This window comes from Ideonella flava, assembly GCF_051857595.1.
GTDB lineage: Bacteria > Pseudomonadota > Gammaproteobacteria > Burkholderiales > Burkholderiaceae_C > Ideonella.
In genome coordinates this window covers 20,876-46,435 of the sequence record NZ_JBPZHD010000001.1, presented here as the reverse complement: position 1 = coordinate 46,435, position 25,560 = coordinate 20,876, and the positions used below count along the sequence as shown (strand labels likewise).

Here is a 25,560-nt window from a genome sequence, read left to right as displayed (position 1 = left end):
CGTCCCCAGGGCTTCCCGCGCGGGTGGCGAAATTGGTAGACGCACCAGGTTTAGGTCCTGACGCCTTCACGGGCGTGCCGGTTCGAGTCCGGCCCCGCGCACCATCACACAGCAACGCAACTAAGAGCTCGCATCATGGCAGTCAACGTTGAAACCCTCGAAAAGCTCGAACGCCGCATCACGCTGACGCTGGCGGCCACCGAGATCAATTCCGAGGTGGAGTCCCGGCTGAAGAAGCTGGCCCGTACCGTCAAGGCCGATGGCTTTCGCCCCGGCAAGGTGCCGATGTCCGTGGTGGCCCAGCGCTACGGGTATTCCGTCCAGTACGAGGTCATGAACGACAAGCTCGGTCAGGCCTTTTCCCAGGCGGCGAACGAAGCGCAGCTGCGCGTCGCCGGCGTCCCGAACATCACCCAGAAGAACGATGCCCCCGAAGGTCAGATGGCCTTCGACGCCACGTTCGAGGTCTATCCCGAGGTCAAGCTCGGTGATTTGTCGGCCGTGGAGGTGGAGCGCGTCGCTGCCGACGTCGACGAAGCCGCCATCGACAAGACGGTCGAGATCCTGCGCAAGCAGCGCCGCACCTTTACCCAGCGCCCGGCCGCCGAAGGTGCCGAGGCCGGCGACCGCGTGACCATCGACTTCGAAGGCAAGATCGACGGCGAGCCCTTCCAGGGCGGCAAGGCCGAGGCCTTCCAGTTCCTGATCGGCGAGGGCCAGATGCTCGAGCAGTTCGACCAGGCGGTGCGCGGCATGAAGGTGGGCGAGTCCAAGACCTTCCCGCTGCAGTTCCCGGCCGACTACCACGGCAAGGACGTGGCCGGCAAGGAAGCCGATTTCATGGTCACCATGAAGAAGATCGAGTCGCAGCACCTGCCGGAAGTCGACGACGCCTTCGCCAAGTCGCTCGGCATCACTGGCGGCACGGTCGAGGCGCTGCGCGCCGACGTGAAGAAGAACCTCGAGCGCGAAGTCAAGTTCCGGGTGCTGGCCCGCAACAAGGCTGCCGTGATGGAAGCCCTGGTCAAGTCGGCCGAGCTGGATCTGCCCAAGGCGCTGGTCGATGACGAGGTGAGCCGCCTCACCGAAGGCGCTCGCGCCGACCTGAAGCAGCGAGGCGTGAAGGATGCCGACACCGCTCCCATTCCCGCCGAGATCTTCACGCCTCAGGCCGAGCGCCGGGTCCGGCTGGGCCTGGTCGTGTCGGAGCTGGTCCGCCAGAACAGCCTGCAGGCCAAGCCGGAGCAGCTCCAGGCGCACATCGAAGAGATGGCCCAGAGCTACGAGAAGCCGGCCGAGGTGGTGCGCTGGTACCTGTCCGATCGCCAGCGCATGGCCGAGGTCGAGGCGGTGGTGGTCGAGAACAATGTCACCGAATTCGTCCTCTCCAACGCCAAGGTCACCGACAAGCTCCTGCCTTTCGACGAGTTGATGACCGCCTGACGAGCCGATTGGCGAGTGGAATACGCCCGGCCTGACCGCCGGGCTTTTTTTCGCCTGATCGGGGCCCTTGACGACGGCTTCATAATGCATGGATACCCACCGAAGCCTATTGAATCTCACGAGGCAATCTGCATGAGCGCACTGGATACACAAGCCCTGGGAATGGTCCCGATGGTGATCGAGCAGTCGGGCCGGGGCGAGCGCGCCTACGACATCTACTCCCGGCTGCTGCGCGAGCGAATCGTCTTCCTGGTCGGCCCGGTCAACGACCAGAGTGCCAACCTGGTCGTCGCCCAGTTGCTGTTCCTGGAGAGCGAAAACCCGGACAAGGACATTTCGTTCTACATCAACTCGCCAGGCGGCAGCGTGTCCGCCGGCCTGTCGATCTTCGACACGATGCAGTTCATCAAGCCGGATGTGTCCACCCTGTGCATCGGCATGGCCGCCAGCATGGGCGCGTTCCTGCTGGCCGCTGGCTCCAAAGGCAAGCGATTCGCCCTGCCGAACAGCAAGATCATGATCCACCAGCCGCTGGGTGGAGCCCAGGGCCAGGCGACCGACATCGAGATCCACGCCCGCGAGATCCTGAAGACGCGGGAGCAACTCAACCGCATCCTGGCGGAGCGTACCGGTCAGCCCCTGGACAAGATACAGGCGGACACCGAGCGCGACTACTACATGAGCGCAGACGAGTCGAAAAGCTACGGATTGATCGATCAGGTGCTGGAAAAGCGCGCCTGATCCCGCTGAATTCCGCCGCCGGCCGAGCCGGCTGATTCCTACGCCGGCTCGGCCGGCGGTTGCTCTATCATTGACCCATGCCCGACAAGAAAGGCGCCTCCGGCGAGAAAGTCCTCTACTGCTCCTTCTGCGGAAAGAGCCAGCACGAGGTCAAGAAGCTCATTGCCGGGCCGTCGGTGTTCATCTGCGATGAGTGCATCGAGCTGTGCAACGACATCATCCGTGATGAAGTGCCGGCCGAGGGCGCGGCTGCCAAGGCGGCCAAGTCCGATCTTCCGGTGCCCAGCGAGATCAAGTCGATCCTCGACCAGTACGTGATCGGGCAGGATCCAGCCAAGCGCACGCTGGCGGTCGCGGTCTACAACCACTACAAGCGGCTCAAGCACCTCGGCGCCAGCAAGGACGAGGTCGAGCTCGCGAAGAGCAACATCCTGCTCATCGGGCCCACCGGCTCCGGCAAGACGCTGCTCGCCCAGACGTTGGCCCGGATGCTCAACGTCCCGTTCGTCATCGCCGATGCCACGACGCTGACCGAAGCGGGCTACGTCGGCGAGGACGTCGAGAACATCATCCAGAAGCTGCTGCAGAACTGCAACTACGACGTGGAGCGGGCGCAGCGGGGCATCGTCTACATCGACGAGATCGACAAGATCTCCCGCAAGGCCGACAACCCGTCCATCACCCGCGACGTGTCGGGCGAAGGCGTGCAGCAGGCGTTGTTGAAGCTGGTCGAGGGCACCATGGCTTCGGTGCCGCCCCAGGGCGGGCGCAAGCATCCCAACCAGGATTTCCTGCAGATCGACACGACCAACATCCTGTTCATCTGCGGCGGCGCTTTCGACGGCCTGGAGAAGGTCATCCAGAACCGTACCGAGAAGTCGGGAATCGGCTTCGGCGCCACGGTGCACAGCAAGTCCGAGAATCGCGTGTCCGAAGTGTTCCGCCAGGCCGAGCCGGAAGACCTGGTCCGCTTCGGCCTCATTCCCGAGCTGGTCGGCCGCCTGCCGGTGGTCGCCACCCTGGGCGAGCTGACCGAGGAAGCCCTGGTCCAGATCCTCGTCGAGCCCAAGAATGCACTGGTCAAGCAGTACCAGAAGCTGTTTTCGATGGATGGTGTGGAACTGGAGATCCGCGCCTCGGCCCTGCAAGCCATCGCCCGCAAGGCACTGGCGCGCAAGACCGGCGCACGCGGCCTGCGCTCGATCATGGAACAGTCCTTGATCGACACCATGTTCGACCTGCCTACGCTCGACGGCGTGGCGAAGGTGGTGGTCGACGAGCACATCATCGAAGAGGGCGGCAAGCCCCTCCTCGTTTATCGGGAACAGGCAAAGGCCAGCGCCTGACCCGGCTATTTCGGGTTTTGATCCCCCTGCAGGCGGGTAACCTGATGAGCTCCGAACGGCCGCCCGAAGCGGCTCGCTCCCACCCAGACGGGAGCGGTCGCTGGCCGCGGGATGCAGTAGTGATCCCGGCTCATCCTTGCAAACCACGGCTCGAGCCCCATGTGGGTTCGAGAAAGTGAGGCGACTCTCATGTCAGGACATCCCATTCTTCCCGCCGAACCGATCACGCTGCCGCTGCTTCCGCTGCGCGACGTCGTCGTCTTCCCCCACATGGTGATCCCGCTGTTCGTGGGGCGGCCCAAGTCGATCAAGGCGCTCGAGGCGGCCATGGAGGCCGGCCGGCAGATCATGCTGGTGGCCCAGAAGGCCGCCGGCAAGGACGAGCCGCGCGCCGACGACATGTTCGAGGTGGGCTGCGTTTCCAGCATCCTCCAGATGCTGAAGCTGCCCGACGGAACCGTGAAGGTGCTGGTCGAGGGCGTTCAGCGGGCCTCCACCAAGTCGGTCACCGACAACGGTGAACACTTCGTGTCCGAGGTGCTGCCCATCGAGCCAGGCGGAGAGCCGTCGCCCGAGGTCGAGGCTCTGCGCCGTGCCGTGACGCAGCAGTTCGACCAGTACGTCAAGCTCAACAAGAAGATCCCGCCGGAGATCCTGACCTCGATCGCCGGCATCGATGATCCGGGCCGCCTGGCCGACACCATTGCCGCCCACCTGCCGCTGAAGCTCGAAGCCAAGCAGTCGGTGCTGGATCTGTTCGACGTCGCCAAGCGGCTGGAAAAGCTGCTGGAGCAACTCGAGCACGAAGTCGACATCCTCCAGGTCGAGAAGCGCATCCGTGGGCGCGTCAAGCGCCAGATGGAGAAGAGCCAGCGCGAGTACTACCTCAACGAGCAGGTCAAGGCCATCCAGAAGGAACTGGGCGACGGCGAAGAAGGCGCCGACCTGGAAGAGCTGGAGAAGAAGATCAAGGCCGCCCGCATGCCCAAGGAGGCGCGCAAGAAGGCCGATGCCGAGCTCAAGAAGCTCAAGCTCATGTCTCCGATGTCGGCCGAAGCCACGGTGGTGCGCAACTACCTGGACACGCTGATCAACCTGCCTTGGTCCAAGAAGACCAAGATCAAGCACGACCTGGGCAATGCCGAAGAGGTGCTCAACGAGGATCACTACGGCCTGGAGAAAGTCAAGGACCGCATCCTCGAGTACCTTGCGGTGCAACAGCGCGTCGACAAGGTCAAGGCGCCGATCCTGTGCCTGGTCGGCCCCCCGGGCGTGGGCAAGACCTCCCTCGGTCAATCGGTGGCCCGTGCCACGGGGCGCAAGTTCGTCCGCATGGCGCTGGGCGGCGTGCGCGACGAGGCGGAGATCCGTGGCCATCGCCGCACCTACATCGGCTCCATGCCGGGCAAGGTGCTGCAGAGCCTGGCCAAGGTGGGAACGCGCAACCCGCTGTTCCTTCTGGACGAGATCGACAAGCTGGGCATGGATTTCCGCGGCGATCCGTCGTCGGCCCTGCTGGAAGTGCTCGACCCCGAGCAGAACCACACCTTCAGCGATCACTACATCGAGGTCGACTTCGACTTGTCGGACGTCATGTTCGTCGCCACCTCCAACTCGATGAACATCCCGCCGGCGCTGCTGGACCGGATGGAAGTGATCCGCCTGTCCGGCTACACGGAGGAAGAGAAGCTCAACATCGCCCAGCGCTACCTGGTGCCGAAGCAGCAGAAGAACAACGGCGTGAAGGACGAGGAGATGGAGGTCACCGAGGCCGCCATCCGCGGGATCATCCGCTACTACACCCGCGAGGCGGGCGTCCGTTCACTCGAGCGCGAGATCTCCAAGATCTGCCGCAAGGTGGTCAAGGGCATCCAGCTCAAGACCTACGAAGGCAAGGTCGTGGTGACGGACGAGAACCTCGACGAGTTCCTGGGTGTGCGCAAGTACGACTACGGCCGTGCCGAGAAGACGAACCAGGTCGGGCAGGTCGTTGGTCTGGCGTGGACGGAGGTGGGGGGCGACTTGCTCACCATCGAAGCGACCGCCATGCCGGGCAAGGGCAACATCATCCGCACGGGTTCGCTGGGCGACGTGATGAAGGAGTCGGTCGAGGCCGCCCGGACGGTGGTCCGAAGCCGCGCCCGTCGCCTGGGCATCAAGGACGAACTCTTCGAGAAGCGCGACGTCCACGTGCACGTCCCGGATGGCGCCACGCCGAAGGACGGCCCGAGCGCCGGCGCTGCGATGACCACCGCCTTCGTTTCGGCACTGACCGGCATCCCGGTCAAGGCGCACGTGGCGATGACGGGCGAGATCACGCTGCGAGGCGAAGTCACGGCCATCGGCGGCCTGAAGGAGAAGTTGCTCGCGGCCCACCGTGGCGGCATCAAGCTGGTGATGATCCCGGAGGAGAACGTCAAGGACCTCCAGGACATTCCGGACAACGTCAAGAGCAATCTCGAGATCGTGCCGGTTCGCTGGATCGACAAGGTACTGGAAGTGGCACTGGAGTCCATGCCTGCGTCCTTGCCCGACGAAGAGCCGGCGAACCCCGCCGCGGCTCCCAAGACCGAAGCTGGTACGGCCAAGCCGGTGTCCTCCACCGACGGCCTGCCGCACTGAGGTCGGCCCCGCAAGCCGCGCTGCAAAAATTGCGACGCGGCTTGCGGGATCTCGAAAAATCCTCTTATACTGCGAGCTTCTCTGCTGCACCGCAAGGTGAGCGACACCAAGCGCGAACAGCGGAGAAATGTGCAAGTCAAGGTGTTCCAGACGGAGCTTCGAAGACAGCCACGATGCGGGAATAGCTCAGTTGGTAGAGCGCAACCTTGCCAAGGTTGAGGTCGCGAGTTCGAGCCTCGTTTCCCGCTCCAGATTGCCATGAAGGGAAGCCGACGAAGCTTCCCTTTTTTGTCAGGCTGGTGTCGGTCGTCTGATTCGTCCGGAATGCCTGGCACAGCGTCCAGGGCGCGATAGCAAAGCGGTTATGCAACGGATTGCAAATCCGTCTAGCCCGGTTCGACTCCGGGTCGCGCCTCCAGCACAGCACCGGGACATGCACCCCTGCGGGAATAGCTCAGTTGGTAGAGCGCAACCTTGCCAAGGTTGAGGTCGCGAGTTCGAGCCTCGTTTCCCGCTCCAAATCCCCGAAGGGAAGCTGCGAGGCTTCCCTTTTTGCTTTCTGTTACCCACCGCCCGATCGCGATTCCGCCTGTTAGGGATGAGCGATCGGCATGCGATTGCTTATTGTTCGCGCAGACAACAGGCAGGTCGGGTGATGGAGGCGCACGCCGTGCTGGACGAGACCGAGGTCGCAGTGAGCACAGTGGCGTGCCGGCAAGGCGATGCGCCACCGTCGCTTCATGCAGGACAAGGGGCTGAGACGGCCTGGGCCCGCTGGCGCGAGGCCGGGGCGCGCGCGTGCTACCACCACCTGATGCAGGCAGACGCCCATGGCGACGCCGGTGTGCTGAGCGCCCTGTTGATCAACCGCGTCTTGGCGCGGATAGCGCAGGACCCTTTGAGACTCCCCTCATTGGCAGAGGTGTCCGATCCCCGCGCCGCGGCGGAACATCTGCGCGTGCACAGAGCTTCGGCCCTGCAGCGATGGCGGCAACGCCTGGCGTGCACGCTGCCCCATCTGCAGCGCCTGTGGCTGAAGCCATTGGCGCCTTCGCTGCTCGCCGATGGCTGCTGGCTCCAGCACGCCTCATCGGCTCTGAACTCTCACGAGCCATACACCGGCCCCTTGCTGCGCGCCTATCTCGCCCATGGACGTCAGGCAACGCGGTTCGCGGCGGACCTTCGAGAGCGTCGCATCGAATGGGCGCCGTGCGGGTCGGATTCGTTTGCGCAGGATCCGGAGATTGACGCCGCCCTGTACGAGTTGCCGGCCTTTGCCTTGGCCCTGTCGCAGTTTCCGACCTTGCTGTTGCCTGAAGTGCTCGGCTTCAACCTGGGCATGGCCACCCGTGGCCAGCATGTCTTGTGGGAATTGCTCTGCGGCGCGAACGCAGCGCCGGACAGCGTGTTGCTGCCGGACGCGATCCAAGCGCTTCAAGCCGCCAGGGATGCGCCGCCCGCACGCGTCTCAAACGGCATGCAGGCCGCATGGCTGCTGCTGGACGAGCAGGAGCAAAGGCTTGAAGAGATGGACGGGCAAGCCTGGTTCAGCCCGTCAGCGCGCATGGCGCGCCTGATCGAACGCAAGGCTCCGGTGGCGGTGGGCTATCACGCGCGCGTGCGGGCGGATGGCCGATCGCTGGATGAATGGTTTGCATCGTCGCGCCATGACGCGAGGGGAGTGCTCGCCTGGCTGGCGCAGTCACCCCACGTGGTGCCCGGGCAGCCGGAAACCAGCCGGTTGATCAGCGCCTTGGCTTCGCCTCGCGGCTCGATGGCCGGTGTGCTGGCGCCCGAGGAGATCGATGTCGTCCGGGATTGGATCCGGCACCTGCCTGAGGGAGTCGTTGCGCCGGCGAGTGCGCAGACGGCCGCCGCTGGTGTCGAGGAGCGGGCTGCATTTCCGAACGGGCCGGCGCTGGCATTGCACTTCGGTGGCAACGAGGACCCGGCGGCCGGGGGCATGCCGCTTCGCACCCTCTACCACCGCCTGTTGCATCTGGAGCGCTATCCAGAGCTCCTCCCACACGCGTACCGCTTCGCGCAGCTGTGGCTCGCACGCGCCGGCCTGGGGCTGGACAAGGGCGAGCAACCGCTGCCGTTCTCGCCGTTCTGCCACCAGGCTTTCGCGGACTGGCTTTGCGCTCGCCATGCGTCGCAATTGCAAGGCCACGTCGATGCCAGCGTTGCGCCGCCGCCCACGCGCGAGGAGCTCATCGCCTCCTGCGTGCAGCTGTGTCCCATGGTCTACATCGACGGCGCCTGGCTGCAGCGCATCTGGCAGGTCGGGTTCCGCGACTCGCCGGTGGCGGCGAAATTGCAGACGATCTACCTCGACGAAGTGGGCGCGGGCGACCCGCACGAGAACCACCCCAACCTGTACCGCGAGCTCATGGCCGCGATGGGTGTCGAGATGCCGCCCTTCGGCACGGAGGCCTTCGCGCAATGGCTGGGATTCGGCGAGGCGTCGTTCCCTCTGCCCGTCATGTGGCTTTGCCTGTCGCAGTTCCCTCGCCAGTTTCTGCCGGAGCTGCTGGGCTTCACGCTGGCGGTGGAGCTCTCCGGCGTCGGTGGCACGTATCGCACCAGCAGCGATGCGCTGCGCCGCTACGGCTACCCCTCGACCTTCGTCGACGTGCACAACACGATCGACAACATCGCCAGCGGTCACACGGCCCTGGCCTTCGATGCCATCCGGCTCCATCTCGACGAGGCGATGGACCACGGCGGACCGGACGAGCTGCAGCGTCGCTGGAAGCGAGTCTGGACCGGCTGGCGAGCCATCGTCCCCCCCGCCGGCATGGCGTGGAACTGAAGTGAGAACCATGACGACGACCGACCACTCCTCCCCGAAGCGCGCGCTGGTGTTCCACGACATCCAGCCGATGATGTTCTCGTTCAAGCCGCTGCTGACGAAGGTCTTCGCGAACCACCTGGCGGTGTACGACGGCGGCTCTGAGCACCGGCCGGCGGAGGCGTCCGACCTGCTGGGGTTCGCGGATGGCGCCCCCCAGGCTTCGGCCATCGTCGCCAAGTACACGCTGCCCGTGATCGAAGGCCCCGCGGCCGCGCGCGTGCGGTCCGTCGTCCCCCTGGTGCATCCCATTGTCCGGATGGTCAACCGCATCGAGCACGCCTGGAAGCGCCTGGCGGATGCGCAGCCGGAGCGAGCGGCGAATGCGGCGCCTCTCAGCGTCATCGTCGGCAAGGGCCTGTCGCAGCCGTTCCAGCGCTATCCCTTCGCGAACTTCCACACCACGTTCGTCGGCGCCGCCTTAAATCGGCGGACACGCCCGGAGCCTGCCGCTCTCGCAGCCATGCTGGCGGAGAGCGCGGCGGTGTGCTTCATCGACTTTCCCGACACGATCATGCACGCGCTTCGGCAGGAGCTTGGCGCTGCCGGGGCGGGGCTGAAGCCCAAGCTGCTAGAAGGCCGCATTCACGCGCCGCCAATGGTCGAATCGCTTCGCCGCTGGGCCGACGAGGTGCCGCCGGCCGTCTGGTCGCGCATGCTCGCGCTGAATGCGGCCGATCTCGACTTCTACGATGAGATCGTCGCCTTGCAATGCGCGGACGAGCGCCTGCCGGAGGCGCTGCGCGACCAGATGCGGGAGCAGGCCGAGGCCGTGCGAGAGGCCACCACGCAGCGCACGTCGCCAGCCGGTGCCGGGGGCGCCAGCAACAGCGGCACGCCGAGTCACCAGTCGCTCGCCGAGCCCGATCCGGTCCTCGGCTGGCGCTACCGGGCCGACCAGCAGATCACGGTCGACGTGTTGGGCGAGTCCGTCACCATCGAGACCGATGCCACAGGCTGTCGCCCCGTGCCTGGGCAGCCCACCGAAGCCGAGCACACGCTCACGGTCTATGGTTGCTCCTGTGTGTTCGGTTGGGGCGTCCCGGTGGAGCAGACCTTCTGCGCCCTGCTGCAGCAACGGCTGGGCGGCTGGCGCATAGACAACCGCGGTGTCAACGGCTACGGCACCGGCCAGAACCTGTTGCAGCTGATGCGCGAAGTGCGCTGGAACGGCTGCGACTTCGTCACCTTCTGCTGGATCCCGGCGCACCTTTCGCGCAACGTGGCCGACCTGCTGCAGGTGCAGCGCCAGACCGAGCGTTGCGGCACCGAGAAGGCCGCCCTCATCAAGTTCATGCCCCGCGCCTGCCTGGACGAGAAGGGCGAAGTGAGCTTCCGCGAGGTGGCCTACGCGAAGCCCGAGCTGGTGGGGCTGGACCTGTCGGACTTCACGCCCGACATGCACTACCTCGATCACGTGTGCCTGGCGCTTTTCAAGCGCGCCGCGGCGTTGGTGGCGGAGCACGGCGGGCGCTTCTTCGTCACCGTGTTGCTGGATGAGCTGTCGCCGTGGTTGCGCGATCAGCTCGGGCAGGCGGGCATTCCGGTGGTCGATGCCTCGGTCAAGGGGCCGATGTACGTCAATCCGTTCGAGCTCTCGCACCCCAACGCGAAGGCCCAGGAGGTGTACGCCGACCGCATCGGCAACTACCTTCTGCGCCAGCTGGAAGAGAGCAGGCTGGCATGAGCAGCAAGCCGCCCGTCGTGCTCGGTGTCTCGGCGCTGTACCACGACGCGGCGGCGGCCGTGGTGCGAGGCGGCGAGATCGTGGCCGCAGCGCAGGAGGAGCGCTTCACCCGCTGCCGGCACGATGCACGGTTTCCACAGCGGGCGGTGGCTTATTGCCTGGCAGAGGCGGGCGGCTCGGCCGCCATCGACGCCGTGGCCTACTACGAGGATCCGGCGCTCGCCTTCGACCGGGTGCTCAAGAGTGCCATCGAGTCCGCCCCCGGCAGCCAGGTCATCTGGCCGCAGGCGGCCACGCTCCAGCTGGGCGAGAAGCTGGCGATCGCGGAGCCGCTCACACGCCACCTGGGCCCGCGTGCGGCGGACCAGCTGTATTTCGTCGACCACCACCTTTCGCACGCCGCTTCCGCCTTCTACCCTTCGCCTTTCAGCGAGGCGGCGATCGTGGTCGTCGACGGCGTAGGCGAGTGGGCCTCGACGAGCATTGCACATGGACGCGACGGCGCCATCGAGATGCGCTCGCAGATCCACTATCCCCATTCGCTGGGACTGCTGTATGCGGCCTTCACGCACCACTGCGGCCTGAAGGTGAACTCCGGCGAGTACAAGCTGATGGGCCTGGCGCCCTATGGCCAGCCGCGCCACGCGCAACGCATCCTCGATGATCTGATCGACCTGCGGGACGACGGCTCCTTCCGCCTGAACACCGCGTATTTCGGCCACCTCGATTCCTTCGCCGCCACCAACGCGCGCTTCGAGGCCTGGGCAGGCTGCCCGCGGCGCGAGCCGGAGGGGCAGATCGGCGTCCAGCACATGGATCTGGCGGCGTCGGTTCAAGCAGTGATCGATGAGGCGCTCTGGCGCATCTGCCGTCAGGCCCTGAGCCAGTGCAATAGCCGGCGGCTGTGCCTGGCCGGCGGTGTGGCGTTGAACTGCGTCTCGGTCGGCCGGCTCGCCCGGCGCCTGCCGGCGCTCGAGGGCCTGTGGATCCAGCCGGCCGCGGGCGACGCGGGCGGGGCCCTCGGCGCGGCCCTGCAGGTGGCGCACGAGGCCTTTGGTGCACCCCGCCACGCGGCCTTGGGCCGTCATGATGCGCAGCAAGGCAGCTTCCTCGGGCCGGCATACAGCGATGACGCCATCGAGCACGCCTTGGCCGAGGCGGGCCTCGTGGTGCACCAGCGGCTCGACGACCCCCACGCACTCGCCGGCCATGTGGCCCAGGCACTGGCCGATGGCGCCATCGTCGGCCGCTTCGACGGCCGCATGGAATTCGGCCCGCGCGCGCTGGGCCATCGATCGATCCTGGCCGATGCGCGCCGCACGGACGGGCAGCTGCACCTCAACCAGCGCATCAAGTACCGTGAGAGCTGGCGCCCCTTCGCGCCCATCGTGGCGAGCGAATGTGCCCATCGCTACTTCGACCTCGACGAAGGCGATGACAGCCCCTACATGCTGCGCGTGGCGCATGTGCGCCCCGAACTGAGACGCGAGGTGGATTGGACTGGCTTCCGCGAAGGCAACGGCGACATGATTGCCTTCCTCGGGAAGCCGCGTTCCACCATTCCGGCCATCACCCACGTGGACTACAGCGCCCGGGTGCAGACGGTGGATTCACGACGCAACCCGTCGTTGCACCGCCTGCTTCATGCCTTCGAGGCGCTCACCGGCTGCGGCGTTCTCATCAACACCAGCTTCAACCGCCGCGGCGAGCCCATCGTCTGTTCTCCCAAGGATGCGATCGACTGCTTCCTCGCGACCGGCATCGACGTGCTGTCGATAGGTCCATTCATCGTTCGCAAGAGCGATCAACCCGAGGCGCTGCGCGCGCTGGAAGGCACGGTGCCCTTTGAACCCGACTGACACCGCGGACGACCCGAGCGGCCGTCGCGAGGCCCAGAGCTTCTTTGCCGAATGGTTGCTGCCGCTCAAGCACGCCCGCCTGCGGCGCGGTCAGCACTATTTTCAGATCGTGCCAGCCAACACGGCGCCCACCTACTGGCAGACGCCCGAGAGCCGCAGCGGCGGCCTGCAACGCTGCTCGCTGGCAGAAGCCGACGCCAGCGCCTTGCTGGCCGCACTGGCGCCCCACTGGCTGGCCCAGGGCGACGCCGACCTGGCGATGCTGAGCGATGCCCTGGAGTCGCTGCGCCAGCAGCTCACGCGGGAGGCGGATTCGGTCCCCTCGTCGGACAAGCCGCGGTCACCCTCGTATTCGGCCTATCCGCTGTTCTGACCTGCGGCTGAACCTGTGCCTCGCAGCGGGCTCGTATCATCCGTGCCCCACCGCCCGGATGGCGAAACAGGCAGACGCAGCGGACTTAAAATCCGCGGCCCTTGACGGGGCATACCGGTTCGAACCCGGTTCCGGGCACCAGGCGCGCTGATGCCAGCTTCAGTGGGACGAGGCCGTGGCGCCCGCTGTGGCTGCCGGCGCCATGGACTTCGGACAGGCCTGCGCCTTCCCCCAATACCCATCGCAGATTCGCCGGCGGCAGGCCAGGGCGCTGGCGCCGTCGGCCATGGCATTGCAATCGCCCACCAGGCTGGCGATGGTGCCGGCCCGATCATGGGCCACCGAGCTGGGCGCCCGGGAGTTCGAGGATCTGGGCGACTCCAGGCGCGCCATGATCGCCGCGACCAGTTCGGCGTCGGGATCGCGCGGGGAAGCTTCGGCAGGGGCTTCGACCCTGGCGCGGGAAGTTGCGGTCGCCGGCGGCTTCCTGGTGGTGGCTGGGCGGGCTTTCGGGCGTGGCGGTGCAGGGGCAGATGCCGAAGCTGAAGCCGATGCAGGCGTCGAGGCCGACGCTCTTTCGGATGCCACCGCCCCGGCCACGGCCGCCATGCCGGGCAGTGCTGCCAGGCCCTCGTTGACCCTTTCCACCCGGGCGATGCCCTCCGGCTGCGAACTGGCAAGCGGCTCCTCACGGGGGGCGAGCGCTGGTTGTGCCGAGGCGGCTGTCGCCGGCATCGGGATCGAATCCATCGGCGTGGACGCTGCGCCCGGTGACGGCGCCTGCGCAGTGGAAGTGCTCGGCGGCGCGCTGCCCATGGCCACGACGTCTGTTGTGCCAGAACTGTCGCTGTTGGTGGCCACGATCAGGGCAGCCACGCCGGCAATGCTCAAGGTCGCCAGCGCGATCAGGCCCTTCGTGGCCGATGAGGCACCCGAAGCTCGCCGGCGCGGTGTGTTCTGCTCGAGGGCAGACAGCAGGCGCATGGGGCGTTCTCCGGCCGGAGTGGCGTTCTCTGCATCAGACGATGCAAGCAGGCTCGGACGCGTCGATGTGCCGGGCGATTTAGCGCCCCCTTGCATGGGCCCAATGGCTGACAATGTGAGCTCCCTTTGGCCGTTAGGCCATCTTGCTCCGCAGTGGATGCGGAGGCTGTGTTTGCAGGCAATTCTAGAAGGAGGCATTCACCTAACGGGTTGGGTGAGTGCATCAGGGAGCCTGGATGCTGATTGGTGTCCTTTTGTATTTCTTGTTAGCGCTGGCGCTGCTGGCCCTGTGGTTCTTTGCGTCGGTTCGGGCAAAGCTCGTGGGCGTGGCGCAGCAGTGCTGGGTGCGCAGCCGTGCTGCGGGTGCCGCCTGGTGCGGGGCAGGGCGCCGCGGCGCCTCCAACACCGGTGATGTCGCAGGACTGGCGTGGAGTCGGCTTCGCTCATGGGTCACGCACTACGCCGGTGTCTGCCTCGTCGCACTGCTACTCATTGCTGGTGTTCCCTTGGGAGCCGCGGCCTTGCGTTCGATGTTCCCCGTCAGCAGCTACGACCACACGTATTCCCGGCCGGTGGATGAGCAGGTGACCGAGCTGCTGCGAGGCGAACGCCTGGTCCCGCCGCCGCCGTTGCCGCCCGAGCTGTTCAACACGCGGGAAGTCGAGCAGGCGAGGCCGATGACGGCCTCGGCCAGCCGCCAGTGGGAGCTGCTCGACGAAGGCTTTCGCCAGCGCCTGCTGATGCTGTTCAAGCAGATGAAGGAGCAGCATGGCTACGAGATGGTGCTGCTCGAGGGCTACCGTAGTCCAGAGCGCCAGGCCCGGCTGGCCGCGTTGGGGCCGTCGGTGACCCAGGCCGGCCCCTTCGAAAGCCTGCATCAGCACGGCTTGGCCGCAGACTGTGCCTTCATGCGCGAAGGGCGGATCGTCCTCTCGGAGCGAGACCCCTGGGCGATGCGAGGCTACGAGAAGTACGGTGAGGTTGCCCGCAGTTTCGGCCTGACCTGGGGCGGCGGCTGGCGCAGCCTGAAGGACTACGGCCACGTCGAATGGCGAAACATGACGGTGCGAAAGGGAAGTGACAATCGACCCGCGCCGTCCATACAAGTAACTGTCAAGGAGGACTGATGGCTGATTCGAAACCCCTCATCGTGGTGGGGGACAAGACGGACCATGGTGGAACAGTGATTCAAGGCTCCGTGGTGAGCGATGCCGGCGGCAAGCCCATCGCGCGCGTAGGCGACCAGGTGACGTGCCCCAAGCGCGGTCACGGCGGCACGACGGTCATCGTGTCGGGCGATCCGACCTTCGTCATCGATGGCCATCCGGCGGCGCGCCACGGCGACAAGACGGCCTGCGGAGCCACCCTGATTTCGTCCCAGGCGACCAGCATCGACTGATTCCGTCGCACGAGCGTGCGACGTCTCCGAGGGCCCGGGCCGACATCGTCGCGATGCCTGCCGGGGCACTGGTCCGCTCGCGCCGGAAGCGCCGGCGCGCCTTGAACTCTGCCCGATGAAAACTTTCCTGAAGGCCCTGGCCCTTTTGGCCGCGATCACGAGCGTCGTGTGGATCGCGGTGATCTGGCATTGGCAGTCGACGCATCGCGACATGAGCGCGGAAGACCTGGCGATCGACCTCGTCATCCTGCCCCTCGTGGTCTTCGCCCTGGTGGTGGGGATGCGCTGGGCCTGGCGAGGGGCCGTGGCGCGGCAGGCGGCGTCGCTGGCGTTGGCCCCAGGGGCGGCAACGGCTGCCGCTACCCATGCGCAGGGCCCGGCAGTCGAGGACCGCGACCGCGCCCTGGCGTGGCCTCTGCTGGGAGCGTGGGTTGCCGGACCGGCCGGGAATGACGTGGCCGGCCTGCTCGATGCAGCCAAGTCCGGCAAGCCGGGGCCGGCACCGGACTCGACCCTTCGTGATGACCAAGGCCTGCCGATCATGTGTGCCCGGGCGTCTGCGATCGACACCGCGGCCATCGAACAGGCCTGGACGGACTGGAACCGCGGACAGAAGGACGGCGCCCAGCGCGCAGCACCCCGCGCGCATGCGATCCGCGCCTTGGCGGCGTTGGCCCAGACCCTCGCACCCTCAGGCGAGAAGGTCATGGAATGGTGGCAATCGGTCCCTGACGATCGGCGCGAGAGGGCCCGTGTGCGCGTGCTGGTGGCCTGGCCCGAGGGCTGGACTGACGACGATCGCGCCTGGGCCTTCGCGTGGTTGAACGCCCAACTGGCCGGGTTGGGCGGCGAAGAGCTTGGCGCCGAGCGATGGCTCGCGCAGCACCTGCCTGCCGTCAGTGGCCCGCAGGCCTGGCAACAGGCCGATCGCCTGCTGCTGGCACTGGAGCGCGAGTGTTGCGATGACCTTGTGCTCCTGCTCGCCTGCCACAGCAATGTGAGCGAACCGGCCGTCGAAGCCATGGAGCGAAGCGGACGATTGTTCTGTGCGGACAGGCGCCCCAGTGGCGAGATGCCCGGCGAAGGTGCTGCAGCGCTCCTGCTGATGCGCGCCGGGCGCTCGCGGGACGCTGGCCAGATGGACGCCATGGCCTGGCTTCACCGGCCGGCCTGTGTCCGGCGCGACAAGTCGATCCATGCGCCCGGCCGCACCAGTGCGGAAGTGGCCCGACAAGCCGTGTCGGAGGCCGTCGCAGCAGCCGCCATCAACGCCTCCGACCTCGCCGGCCTGTGCAGCGATGCCGAGCGCCATTCGCCGCGGGCGACCGAGCTTTTCGGCACCAGCATCGAGCTGATGCCCAGCCTGGATCCGGTCGAGGACATGCGCTTGCTCGGCGTGGTGCAAGGCCACGCCGCCCACACCGGCGCCTGCTGGGCCGTGGCGGGGGCCGCGCTGCAGGCGCGCGAGTCCGAGCGGCCGACCCTCGCCCTTTCGCTGGCGGATCCTCACTGGCGCATGGCACTGGTGGTGCGGCATGCACCGGCTGCGCCGAGTGCCCCACCGCCCGACGCCTGACGCCCTGGGCGCCCCATGCGTCCCGTGACGAATCCCTATCCCATCAAGATGAACCGATTCCTCCCCTCCTGCTCGACGTCCGCGTGCTCAGCGTGCTGGGCCTGGCTGCCCTGGCGGCCTTTCTCTTCCTGGGCGCGGAGGCACTCCAGATCGGCCTGGTGTACGCCGCGGCGGTGCTGGGCCTGCTGCTGCTGGCCTGGTCGGTCGTGTGGTTCGTTCGCCGCTGGCGTGCCAGGCGCGCTGCCCAAGCTCTGGAGCAAGGCATCGAAAGCGGACTGGGCAAGGCCGGCCGCCAGGCGAAGGGCCAGGACCAGGCCGAAGTGCAGGCGGTTCGCCAGCGCCTGCTGGAGGCGATCAAGACCATCAAGACGTCCAAGCTGGGCGAGCTCTCCGGCTCCGCGGCGCTGTACGAGCTGCCCTGGTACATGGTGATCGGCAACCCGGCCGCCGGCAAGAGCACGGCGGTCGTTCAGTCGGGCCTGAAGTTCCCGTTCGCCGGCGCGACGGACAACGTCATCCAGGGCATCGGCGGCACCCGCAACTGCGACTGGTTCTTCACCAACGAAGGCATCCTGATCGACACCGCGGGGCGGTACTCGGTGCACGACGAGGATCGCCAGGAGTGGCTGGCCTTCCTCGCCATGCTGAAGAAGAACCGGCCGAAGGCGCCGATCAACGGCATCCTCATTGCCGCCAGCGTGGCCGAACTGGTCCAGGCGCGGCCGGATGCGGTGATCCGCCTGGCCAAGAGCCTGCGCCAGCGCGTGCAGGAACTGACCGAGACGCTGGAGGTGTTCGCGCCGGTCTACGTGATGTTCACCAAGGCCGACCTCATCAGCGGCTTCGTGGAGTTCTTCGAAGACCGCGATCCAGAGGAGCGCCAGCGGGCGTGGGGCGCCACGCTGCCCTACACGCCCGACGAGCGGGTGGATGCGGTGGCGCAGTTCAGCCACCATTTCGACGAGCTGCACGAGGGACTCAAGCAACTCGCGCTGGCCCACATGTCGCTGCACCGGGGCAAGCCGCTGCCGCCTGCCGTGCTCGCCTTCCCACTCGAGTTCGCGGCCACCAAGCCGGCGCTTCAGGCCTTCGTGGCGACGCTGTTCGAGGACAACCCCTACCAGTACCGGCCGGTGTTCCGCGGCTTCTACTTCAGCAGCGCCGTGCAGCAGGGCGAGGCGAATTCACGTGCCCGCAACCAGGTGGCCGCCGAGTTCGGGCTTTCCACGCGCACCGAGCACACCACCGCGATGGTGGTGGCCGAGCATGGCTTCTTCCTGAAGGAGCTGTTCTCCCGCGTGATCTTTGCGGACCGCAACCTCGTGCGCCAGCATGCCAGCCGGGCCAAGCAGCGCCTGCGCGTGGCGACCTTTGCCGCCGGGGCCGTCAGCCTGGCGTTGATGCTGGGGGCATGGACCTGGTCCTACATGGGCAACCGGCAGTTGGTGGACAGCGTCCGTGCCGACCTAAATGCCGCCGTGCGCCTGCAGGCCGAGCGCACCGACCTCGCCTCGCGCATCGAGGCGCTCGAGCTGCTGCAGTCGCGCATCGAGCAGCTGCAGGCCTGGCGCGAGGCGCGCCCCTTGAGCGTCGGACTCGGCCTGTACCAAGGCGATGCGTTGGAACGCAAGCTGCGAGAGGAGTACTTCCAGGGCGTTCGCCACGTCATGCTGGAGCCGGTGGCCCAGGCGATCGAAGGCTACCTCGGCGAGGTGAACCAGCAGGCCGCGCAGCTGCAGCCGATGACCCGCCCTCCGCAATCCGGCGCTGCCGCGGCCACGTCCCCAGGCGAGGCGGCCAGCGCCCCGGCTGCGGCGACGGCAGTGGCCTCGCGTTTCGTCGAGGCCTCTCCCACCAACGTCGAAGATGCCTACAAGGCCCTGAAGACCTACCTCATGCTGGCCGAGCGCCAGCGCATGGAAGGCAGCCACCTGACCGACCAGATCACGCGCTTCTGGCGCGGCTGGCTGGAGAACAACCGCGGCAACATGGCGCGCGAGCGGCTGCTGCGCAGTGCCGAGGCCATGATCAGCTTCTCGATGGCGAACCTGGCCGATCCCAGCTTCCCGGTGCTGGACAGCAACTTCGGCCTCGTCGACAGGACCCGAGAGAACCTGCGCCGCGTCGTGCGCGGCATGCCGGCAGTGGAGCGCGTCTACGCCGACGTGAAGGCCCGGGCATCGACCCGCTATGCCCCGATGACGGTGGCGCGCATCGTGGGCGACAAGGGCAAGGACTCCGTCGGCGGCAGCCAGGTCGTGGCCGGTGCGTTCACTCGCGAGGCCTGGGAGGGCTATGTCGACCAGGCCTTCAAGGAGGCCGCCCAGAACGAACTGCAAAGCGCCGACTGGGTGCTCAAGACTTCGGCGCGAGACGATCTCTCGCTGCAGGGCAGCCCCGACCAGATCCGCAAGACGTTGACCGAGCTCTACAAGGCTGAATACGTGCTCGAATGGCAGCGCTTCATGCAGGGCATCGCGGTCGCGGACTTTGCCGATTTCGACGCCGCCGTGGCCCACATGAACCGCCTCGGCGACCCGGCCGATTCGCCGATCCGGCGCCTGATGAATACGCTGTTCGAGCAGACGACCTGGGACAACCCGTCGCTGCTGAACGAGCGCCTGGCCCGGACGCAGAAGGGCTTCGTCGAGTGGGTCAAGCAATCGATCCTGCGCATGTCGCCTTCGCAGGTCGAGGTGAAGGTCGACGTGAATTCGGGGACCGCGGAGATCCCGATGGGCCCGGTGGGCCGCGAGTTCGCGGCGTTGTCGCGAATCATGCTGGCGCGTGACAACAACCCCTCGCTGATGGACGGCTACCTGCAGTCGCTGGGCAAGGTGCGCACGCGGTTCAACCAGATCAAGAACCAGGGTGACCCGGGCCCGGCCGCGCGGGCGATGATGGCCTCGACGCTGGACGCCGGGGGCTCGGAGCTGGCCGAGGCGTTGCGCTATGTCGACGAGCAGATGATGACGGGGCTGAGCGACACCGCCAGGAGTGCGTTGCGGCCGCTGCTGGTGCGGCCGTTGATGCAATCCTTCGCGGTCGTGGTGGCCCCGACCGAGACCGAGCTGAACCGGCAGTGGCAGGCGCAGGTGCTGCAGCCCTTCCAGGCGACGCTCTCCGGCAAGTACCCCTTTGACGCCCGCTCGAAGGTGGAGGCCGCGCCGCAGGAGGTGGCCAAGATCTTTGGCCCGGGCGGCGCCATAGCGAAGTTCGCCGGCGACTCCTTGGGCCCGTTGGTCACTCGACGCGGCGAAACCATCACGCCGCGCACCTGGGCAGAGATGGGCGTGCGTGTGCGGCCCGAGTTCGCCGCGGGCTTTGCTTCCTGGGTGGCGCCGCTGGAGGGCGCTGCCGGCGCCGCACCCGCAGCCACCAACGCTGCGGCCGCCGGGCCTGCGCAAGCCAGCTTCCAGCTGCTGCCCACGGGGGCGCCCGGCTTCGTCGAGTACTCGATAGAGATCGACGGCCAAGTGCTTCGCTACCGCAACGGCACTGCGCAGTGGACCAACTTCGTCTGGCCCAACACGGGCGCGCCGCCCGGTGCTCGCATCGTGGGCCGTGCGCTGGACGGCAGCGTGGTGGAGATCTTCAACCAACCCGGCGGCTTCGGCTTCGAGCGCCTGATCGATGCGGCCCGCGTCCGGCGCCTGCCCGATGGCGTGCGGGAGCTGAGCTGGGGTGTCGGGGTGCAGACCGTGACGGTGCACTACCGCGCCGTGACCAGCCCCGGGGCGATGGCGACGCCGGCCAGCGGTGAGTCGGGCGCGGGAGGCGGTGCCAACGGACTGCGCGGTCTCATCCTGCCGGCCCTGGTGGCCGGGGCAGGGAGCACGTCATGAGCCGCGCAAGCGCCGTCAGGCTGGCCTACTTCGGCAAGGTGGCCTCGAGGGGCGACTTCGTCCGCAGTGCGCAGAACGTTGCGCTGACCCAGATGCTCGACCAATGGCTCACCCAGGGCCTGGAGCTGCTCTCGGCCGATCCGCAATGGAAGCAGTTCTACGACCGCGCCGAGCCGACGCACTTCGCGTTCCTGTCGGTGCGGGCGCGGCAGGCGCTGGCAGGGCACATGGTGCCGAGTGGCGATGCTTCCGGCCGCCGCTTCCCCTTCGTCGTCACCGGCGCGTTCGATGTCGAGCAGCCGATGGCGTTCATGGGCCATGCGCCGATGGCGCTGACGCGGCTGTGGTCGGGGCTGGAGCAACTGGCCAGGCAAACCTGCCAGGCCGAGGACGCGGCCGTCGTCTTGAATGGCACGGGCTGGCAGCAAGCCGACATCGAGGTAGGCCCTGAAGCCTATGCGGCCAGCTTCCGCGACTTCGTCGAGATGCAGACCGTGGGCTCGCTGGAGGCGCTGCTGCGGGCAGCGCACGGCGAGGTCGACCTGCGCCAGGTGCTGCTCGCGCTGGGCATGCTGCTGCAGCCCGTGCCGGCAAGCGGCAAATCGCAGCTCGACGTGGGCCTGCGCCTGCCGCTGCCGGCCGATCCTCTCTACGCGCCGCTGGTCGGGGCGCTGTGGCTGCAACTTGCGGCGCCGTTCCTCTCGCGCGGGGACTTCGAGCTGGCCATCTTCTCGCCCGGATCCAAAGCCGGTGCGCCGGCCGGCAAGCCGTGGCTGTCGATCGGCCTTGCCGGCGGCGCGGGCACGACCTTGCAAGCCATGTTCGACACGCAAAAGGCAGAGCAGGCCTTCGTGACCCTGGTAACGCCCGACTGGGTGGAGGAGCAGGTCTCGCAGGACTACGCGGTCAAGAAGCTCTCCAGCTACCTGCAGCAGCCGCAGCTGTCGATGGCGCAGGCCCTGGCGACCTTCAAAGAGTGTTTTCTCGGAGCGTGAGCATGAAGAAGAGCAAGAAGGGGCATCAGGTGGGCCTCGGCATCGCGCGAGTCTGGTGGCCCATCTTCTGTGCGGTGACCGCGTCGGGTGCTTGTGCGCAGCAGGCTCCTGTACAGGCGCCGGCCGCACAGGCGGCGGGCAAGGTCGTCGCCTCAGGCGTGGTACCGGATGAAGCGACCCGCAGTGCCATCGTGGCCCGCCTGCGCGAGGTCTACGGCGCGGATCGCGTGGTGGACCAGCTGGGCGTGGACAAGCTTGTCGCCCCGCCGAACTGGAACCAGCACGTGCAGCGCGTGCTGACGCCTGACCTCAAGCGCGTGAGCCAGGGCCAGCTCAGCATCACCGGCAACGTGGTGGAACTCAGCGGGCAGGTCGACAACGAGACAACCCGGCAACAGCTCGTCACCCAGATCGCCACGCAGCTGAACAACCCCACCTACACGGTGCGTGACCAGCTGCGCGTAGGGTCATCGGGCCAGGCCCAGCTCGACGCGGCGCTCGCGCGCCGCACCATCGAATTCGAAACCGGCAACGCCCACCTCACCGCCGGCGGCGCCCGAGTACTGGACGACCTTCTGCCCGTGCTTCGCCAGTTCACCGGCCGCCGCTTCGAGATCATCGGCCACACCGATGACGTAGGCCCGCGCGAGGCCAACATGCAGCTCTCCGCCGCACGCGCCGAAGCCGTCAAGGCCTATCTGGTGGGCAAGGGCATCCCGGCGGGCGACCTGATGACAAGCGGCGCGGGGCCCGACCGGCCGGTGACGGCCAATGGCACGCCGGAAGGGCGGGCGCGGAATCGGCGGATTGAGTTTCGGGTGTTGGCTTGAGCGGGGCGCTTGGGAAGGCCTGATCAGGAAGACTGCTCTGGTGGCGGTTCCAGGCCGAGCAAGTCTTCCAGCTGCGCCAGGGAGCCGCTGTCCTTGACGACGGCGCGCAGCCAGGCGTGTAGCGGCATGTCACCCCATCGGGCGGCCTTGCCAGCGAGGTAAGCGACCGGACTCTGAGGTTCGGCGCGGCGGAAGTAATCGGCTACCTCGAGAAGCTGGTGCAGTGCCTGGGCCCGGCTGGTGAGCACACCGGGCATGGCGGGTGCCGGCCAGGGCGCTGCCGTGCACGAAGTGGGCTGAAGCCGCGCTCCAGCGGCAGGCAAGTGGCCAGGCACAGGCGGCCGGCCAGCGCGGCGACGCCGGGGCCGGCCTGCCGCAGCACCGCTTCTCAGGTGTTGAGGTCTTCGGCCAGCAGCAGCCCGGCGCCCAGCGGGGTGTGCAGGCGGGCCAGCTCGGCGGGGACTGGGCCGGAGGCCAGGGTGGGCAGGAGCAGGGCGTCCATGGAGGCTTCGTGCGGCTGCTGCTTTACTGAACGGCGTACCTGAAGTCACCGCTCTTGGCGGCGCTGGCCTTGATGCGCGAGACGCCCTGGCCCTCGGCCATGCGCGCTGGACAAGCTTTGGCCGAAGGCCCTGACCAACACAGTGCTTCAGCGCGACTTGTGAGCACGCCAAGGAGCGCCGGCCCGACGAGAGGAGCACGTCGTAGTTTTGCCCGAATCTGCGAGGCTTTAGCGAGTCAGTTGGTACACCTCGCCTGACGCCAACGCCCATGCAGCGAAGAGCAACACTCCAGCGCCGCCCAATGTCGGCAGGCCGCCGAACGGGGTCGTCATCCGCGCAATGTGCTGCCAGAAGCTTCCGCCGCCATCCCGCACATTTGCCAGAGAAACGTAGTAGGAGCATTGCAATGCGCACAGGATCGTGGATGCGAAGAGGAGCACGAAGGCCAGCATGTCAAAGAGCATCCACTGCACGTATTCGCTTTTGATGGCGCGAAAGAACGTCATTGCGCCCTTGATCACACCCCCTACTGAACCAGGCTGGCTGGCAAGCAACCCCTTCGCGTAGTGCACGACATCGTCGCTTACGGCATTGCGTGCGATGGTGGTTACCCACAAACACGCCACCAATGTTAGTGCTGGCGCGACAGCATGCACCCACCAATCAACGGTGTTGAATCTCCCACTGAGAAGCGCAACCGCTGCCGCCGTGACGGCGAAGGTCGAGACCGTAGCGATTGAAATGCACAGCGTGTCCGAGATCTCCGGCAGGTATGCCGCAAAGAGAAAGAGTGCTACGCCGAGAGCCAGGAGAACCGCTATGACCCAAGACGGGTCACTGTCGTTCGGCCGCCCGTGGTGATAGTGATGGTGGTGAACCTGCCGGCCCGATCCGGAGGACCTGGGCGCTGAGTCTTCAAGGTCCTCCCTTGCCTTTGACGGCGACACGTCGCTGGGTGAGGCGCCCCCGGGCCTCTTGCCCAATCCCGCGAATACCGCACCCATGATGACTCCAAGAAGGGGGCCAGCGACCCATGCCTCGAAATGAGAGTTACCCAGTACCGTGAGCAGTTGATCCAACGTTTTTCCTCTCTGTGGTTATCGATCAAATGGCAGTGGGTAGAGGGGCGCGATGCGCACTGAGGCAGGCGATGCGGCAACGCGTTGGCCCGCCTACGCCGGTGTACGGCGAATCTGTGTGGTCGTGGCGCTTCCGCTCGGGGACGTCAATTCGACTCGGCCGGCGGACGCTCCATACCCAGCAAGTCCTCCAATTGGGCCAGGGCACCGCTGTCCTTGACGACGGCGCGCAGCCAGGCGTGCAGCGGCATGTCGCCCCAGCGCGCGGCCTTGTCGGCGAGGTAGGTGACTGGGCTGTGAGGCTCGGTGCGGCGGAAGTAATCCGCTACCTGCCGAAGCTGGTGCAGTGCTTGGGAGCGGCTGGTGAGCACCCCGGGCATAGCGGGTGCAGCCGATGCTGTCGCGACGATGCCGGACGCAGGCTCGGCACTCGCGGCCTGTTGCGCTGAGCCGTTGGCTGGCGCCGAACCCGGCTCTGCCGCGGTGATCCCGCTGTCGCGCCCCAGGCGCAGCCAGGCATCACGCGCGGCCTCCAGCGCGCGGCGCGCGGGGCCGAACGAAGGGCTGGTGTGGGCCAGCAGCTCGTCCACCAGCGCCTGCAGCCGCACCAGTTCCGCCTGGCAACCCTCGATGGCGGCGCGCTGCAGATCGAAGGCCGCCAAGCCGGCGCTGGAGATGGCGCGCGCGATCGCCGCCAGCTCCTTGGTTGCTTGCTCCGCGCGAGCCGAGGCGTCCGTGCCCGTGCCATGGGCGCGGGCGGCGCGCGTGGCCTCCAGGTCGATGAGGCTGAAGCCGGTGGCCGTCGGCGTGGCGAGCGACACCTGGCGCGCCAGTTCCTCGACACGCGCCAGCAGCCAGGTGAGATTGCCGATGCGCTGCTCCTGGTCGCCGTCATCGGGCAGCGGATGGAGGTGGTGCCAGTGCTGCTCGACGAGGCCAACGCAAAGCGCCAGGCCATCGTGTAGACCTGTGAAGCCACGCAAGCGGGCCCAGGCGTCGACCAACCAGCCGGCGACGCGCAGGTCCTTGGTGCGAGTGCTCAGCAGCTCTTCGCACGTGCGCGCCACGCCCGGCCAGTCCGCGACCTTCAGGTCGGTGACCCACTCGCCTTGGTCGAGCGATGGGTCGTCGGCGCGGCGCATCTCCTGGATGGCGTCGAATTCGGGGGAGAAGCTGAGGTCTTCGCCGCAGGGGGACGATGAGGCGAGTGGCGTGAGGAAGTCGGTGTGGTGCATGGAGATGTTTGGTCTGCTTTGATGAGGTGCCTCAGGGCTCCTTCCGATTTCCATCAGTTGGGTACCTCAGGTTGCCATCCTCATCGCCGCATGTGTGGCGTGGGTCAAAGCTGCATCGCGTTCAGCTGGTCCGTTACTTGATCACCCTTGGTTGCCAAGTAGGCGCCTTTTGATGGGATCTCGTACGCC

General features: G+C 67.0%; 17 protein-coding genes and 5 tRNA genes. 19 read left to right on the top strand and 3 right to left on the bottom strand.

Features of this window, described 5'->3' with window-relative positions; genetic code table 11:
• Positions 1–17 precede the first annotated feature (17 nt).
• From ACS5PM_RS00200 to ACS5PM_RS00110, 19 genes are all read left to right on the top strand, one after another.
• Positions 18–104 (top strand) — tRNA-Leu (locus ACS5PM_RS00200).
• A gap of 31 nt (positions 105–135) precedes the next feature.
• The gene (tig, locus tag ACS5PM_RS00195) at positions 136–1,443 is read left to right on the top strand and encodes a trigger factor (protein WP_439384193.1); all 1,308 of its coding nucleotides are present in this window, start codon (positions 136–138) and stop codon (positions 1,441–1,443) included.
• A 132-nt stretch (positions 1,444–1,575) separates the two neighbouring features.
• Positions 1,576–2,184 (top strand): ATP-dependent Clp endopeptidase proteolytic subunit ClpP, encoded by a 609-nt coding sequence (clpP, locus tag ACS5PM_RS00190; protein ID WP_439384191.1) that lies wholly within the window; start codon positions 1,576–1,578, stop codon positions 2,182–2,184.
• A 77-nt stretch (positions 2,185–2,261) separates the two neighbouring features.
• Positions 2,262–3,530: an ATP-dependent Clp protease ATP-binding subunit ClpX gene (clpX, locus tag ACS5PM_RS00185; RefSeq protein ID WP_439384189.1), complete on the top strand. Its 1,269-nt coding sequence runs from the start codon at positions 2,262–2,264 to the stop codon at positions 3,528–3,530.
• 189 nt (positions 3,531–3,719) lie between these two features.
• Positions 3,720–6,152, top strand: a complete 2,433-nt coding sequence (gene lon, locus ACS5PM_RS00180) for an endopeptidase La (RefSeq protein ID WP_439384187.1) — start codon at positions 3,720–3,722, stop codon at positions 6,150–6,152.
• Positions 6,153–6,327: 175 nt separating this feature from the next.
• Positions 6,328–6,403 (top strand) — tRNA-Gly (locus ACS5PM_RS00175).
• Positions 6,404–6,496: 93 nt separating this feature from the next.
• Positions 6,497–6,570 (top strand) — tRNA-Cys (locus ACS5PM_RS00170).
• Positions 6,571–6,595: 25 nt separating this feature from the next.
• A tRNA-Gly gene (locus ACS5PM_RS00165) sits at positions 6,596–6,671 on the top strand.
• Positions 6,672–6,807: 136 nt separating this feature from the next.
• Positions 6,808–8,967, top strand: coding sequence for an iron-containing redox enzyme family protein (locus ACS5PM_RS00160; RefSeq protein ID WP_439384185.1), 2,160 nt, complete (start codon positions 6,808–6,810; stop codon positions 8,965–8,967).
• A gap of 10 nt (positions 8,968–8,977) precedes the next feature.
• Positions 8,978–10,693, top strand: coding sequence for an SGNH/GDSL hydrolase family protein (locus ACS5PM_RS00155; protein ID WP_439384183.1), 1,716 nt, complete (start codon positions 8,978–8,980; stop codon positions 10,691–10,693).
• Positions 10,690–12,552, top strand: coding sequence for a carbamoyltransferase family protein (locus ACS5PM_RS00150; protein ID WP_439384181.1), 1,863 nt, complete (start codon positions 10,690–10,692; stop codon positions 12,550–12,552). Before ACS5PM_RS00155 ends, ACS5PM_RS00150 begins: the two co-directional genes overlap by 4 nt.
• Positions 12,539–12,925 carry a hypothetical protein gene (locus tag ACS5PM_RS00145; RefSeq protein WP_439384179.1) on the top strand — a complete coding sequence of 129 codons (387 nt, stop codon included), beginning with the start codon at positions 12,539–12,541 and terminating at the stop codon, positions 12,923–12,925. Before ACS5PM_RS00150 ends, ACS5PM_RS00145 begins: the two co-directional genes overlap by 14 nt.
• A 52-nt stretch (positions 12,926–12,977) precedes the next feature.
• A tRNA-Leu gene (locus tag ACS5PM_RS00140) sits at positions 12,978–13,066 on the top strand.
• Positions 13,067–14,145: 1,079 nt separating this feature from the next.
• The gene (locus tag ACS5PM_RS00135; RefSeq protein WP_439384177.1) at positions 14,146–15,036 is read left to right on the top strand and encodes a M15 family metallopeptidase; all 891 of its coding nucleotides are present in this window, start codon (positions 14,146–14,148) and stop codon (positions 15,034–15,036) included.
• Positions 15,036–15,308: a PAAR domain-containing protein gene (locus tag ACS5PM_RS00130; protein WP_439384175.1), complete on the top strand. Its 273-nt coding sequence runs from the start codon at positions 15,036–15,038 to the stop codon at positions 15,306–15,308. Before ACS5PM_RS00135 ends, ACS5PM_RS00130 begins: the two co-directional genes overlap by 1 nt.
• Before the next feature lie 115 nt (positions 15,309–15,423).
• Positions 15,424–16,884 carry a hypothetical protein gene (locus tag ACS5PM_RS00125; protein WP_439384174.1) on the top strand — a complete coding sequence of 487 codons (1,461 nt, stop codon included), beginning with the start codon at positions 15,424–15,426 and terminating at the stop codon, positions 16,882–16,884.
• Between the two features lie 83 nt (positions 16,885–16,967).
• Complete coding sequence (tssM, locus tag ACS5PM_RS00120) at positions 16,968–20,729, top strand: type VI secretion system membrane subunit TssM (RefSeq protein WP_439384172.1); 3,762 nt, start codon at positions 16,968–16,970, stop codon at positions 20,727–20,729.
• Positions 20,726–21,724 carry a type VI secretion system-associated protein TagF gene (gene tagF, locus ACS5PM_RS00115; RefSeq protein ID WP_439384170.1) on the top strand — a complete coding sequence of 333 codons (999 nt, stop codon included), beginning with the start codon at positions 20,726–20,728 and terminating at the stop codon, positions 21,722–21,724. Before tssM ends, tagF begins: the two co-directional genes overlap by 4 nt.
• Positions 21,725–21,726: 2 nt before the next feature.
• Complete coding sequence (locus ACS5PM_RS00110; protein ID WP_439384168.1) at positions 21,727–22,554, top strand: OmpA family protein; 828 nt, start codon at positions 21,727–21,729, stop codon at positions 22,552–22,554.
• 23 nt (positions 22,555–22,577) lie between these two features.
• Here ACS5PM_RS00110 and ACS5PM_RS00105 read toward each other — a convergent pair whose 3' ends face one another.
• The 3 genes from ACS5PM_RS00105 to tssA all read right to left on the bottom strand — a co-directional run bounded on the left by ACS5PM_RS00105 (position 22,578) and on the right by tssA (position 25,371).
• Positions 22,578–22,811: a hypothetical protein gene (locus ACS5PM_RS00105; protein WP_439384166.1), complete on the bottom strand. Its 234-nt coding sequence runs from the start codon at positions 22,809–22,811 to the stop codon at positions 22,578–22,580.
• Between the two features lie 473 nt (positions 22,812–23,284).
• Positions 23,285–24,136 (bottom strand): hypothetical protein, encoded by an 852-nt coding sequence (locus tag ACS5PM_RS00100; protein WP_439384164.1) that lies wholly within the window; start codon positions 24,134–24,136, stop codon positions 23,285–23,287.
• A gap of 146 nt (positions 24,137–24,282) precedes the next feature.
• Positions 24,283–25,371 carry a type VI secretion system protein TssA gene (gene tssA / locus ACS5PM_RS00095; protein WP_439384162.1) on the bottom strand — a complete coding sequence of 363 codons (1,089 nt, stop codon included), beginning with the start codon at positions 25,369–25,371 and terminating at the stop codon, positions 24,283–24,285.
• Positions 25,372–25,560 lie beyond the last annotated feature (189 nt).

What these genes read in the sequence shown, in the direction of transcription:
- tig (WP_439384193.1), top strand. Translation starts at nt 136, where the DNA reads ATGGCAGTCAACGTTGAAACCCTCGAAAAGCTCGAACGCCGCATCACG.
- clpP (WP_439384191.1), top strand. Translation starts at nt 1,576, where the DNA reads ATGAGCGCACTGGATACACAAGCCCTGGGAATGGTCCCGATGGTGATC.
- clpX (WP_439384189.1), top strand. Translation starts at nt 2,262, where the DNA reads ATGCCCGACAAGAAAGGCGCCTCCGGCGAGAAAGTCCTCTACTGCTCC.
- lon (WP_439384187.1), top strand. Translation starts at nt 3,720, where the DNA reads ATGTCAGGACATCCCATTCTTCCCGCCGAACCGATCACGCTGCCGCTG.
- ACS5PM_RS00160 (WP_439384185.1), top strand. Translation starts at nt 6,808, where the DNA reads ATGGAGGCGCACGCCGTGCTGGACGAGACCGAGGTCGCAGTGAGCACA.
- ACS5PM_RS00155 (WP_439384183.1), top strand. Translation starts at nt 8,978, where the DNA reads ATGACGACGACCGACCACTCCTCCCCGAAGCGCGCGCTGGTGTTCCAC.
- ACS5PM_RS00150 (WP_439384181.1), top strand. Translation starts at nt 10,690, where the DNA reads ATGAGCAGCAAGCCGCCCGTCGTGCTCGGTGTCTCGGCGCTGTACCAC.
- ACS5PM_RS00135 (WP_439384177.1), top strand. Translation starts at nt 14,146, where the DNA reads ATGCTGATTGGTGTCCTTTTGTATTTCTTGTTAGCGCTGGCGCTGCTG.
- ACS5PM_RS00130 (WP_439384175.1), top strand. Translation starts at nt 15,036, where the DNA reads ATGGCTGATTCGAAACCCCTCATCGTGGTGGGGGACAAGACGGACCAT.
- ACS5PM_RS00125 (WP_439384174.1), top strand. Translation starts at nt 15,424, where the DNA reads ATGAAAACTTTCCTGAAGGCCCTGGCCCTTTTGGCCGCGATCACGAGC.
- tagF (WP_439384170.1), top strand. Translation starts at nt 20,726, where the DNA reads ATGAGCCGCGCAAGCGCCGTCAGGCTGGCCTACTTCGGCAAGGTGGCC.
- ACS5PM_RS00110 (WP_439384168.1), top strand. Translation starts at nt 21,727, where the DNA reads ATGAAGAAGAGCAAGAAGGGGCATCAGGTGGGCCTCGGCATCGCGCGA.
- ACS5PM_RS00105 (WP_439384166.1), bottom strand. Translation starts at nt 22,811, where the DNA reads ATGCCCGGTGTGCTCACCAGCCGGGCCCAGGCACTGCACCAGCTTCTC.
- tssA (WP_439384162.1), bottom strand. Translation starts at nt 25,371, where the DNA reads ATGCACCACACCGACTTCCTCACGCCACTCGCCTCATCGTCCCCCTGC.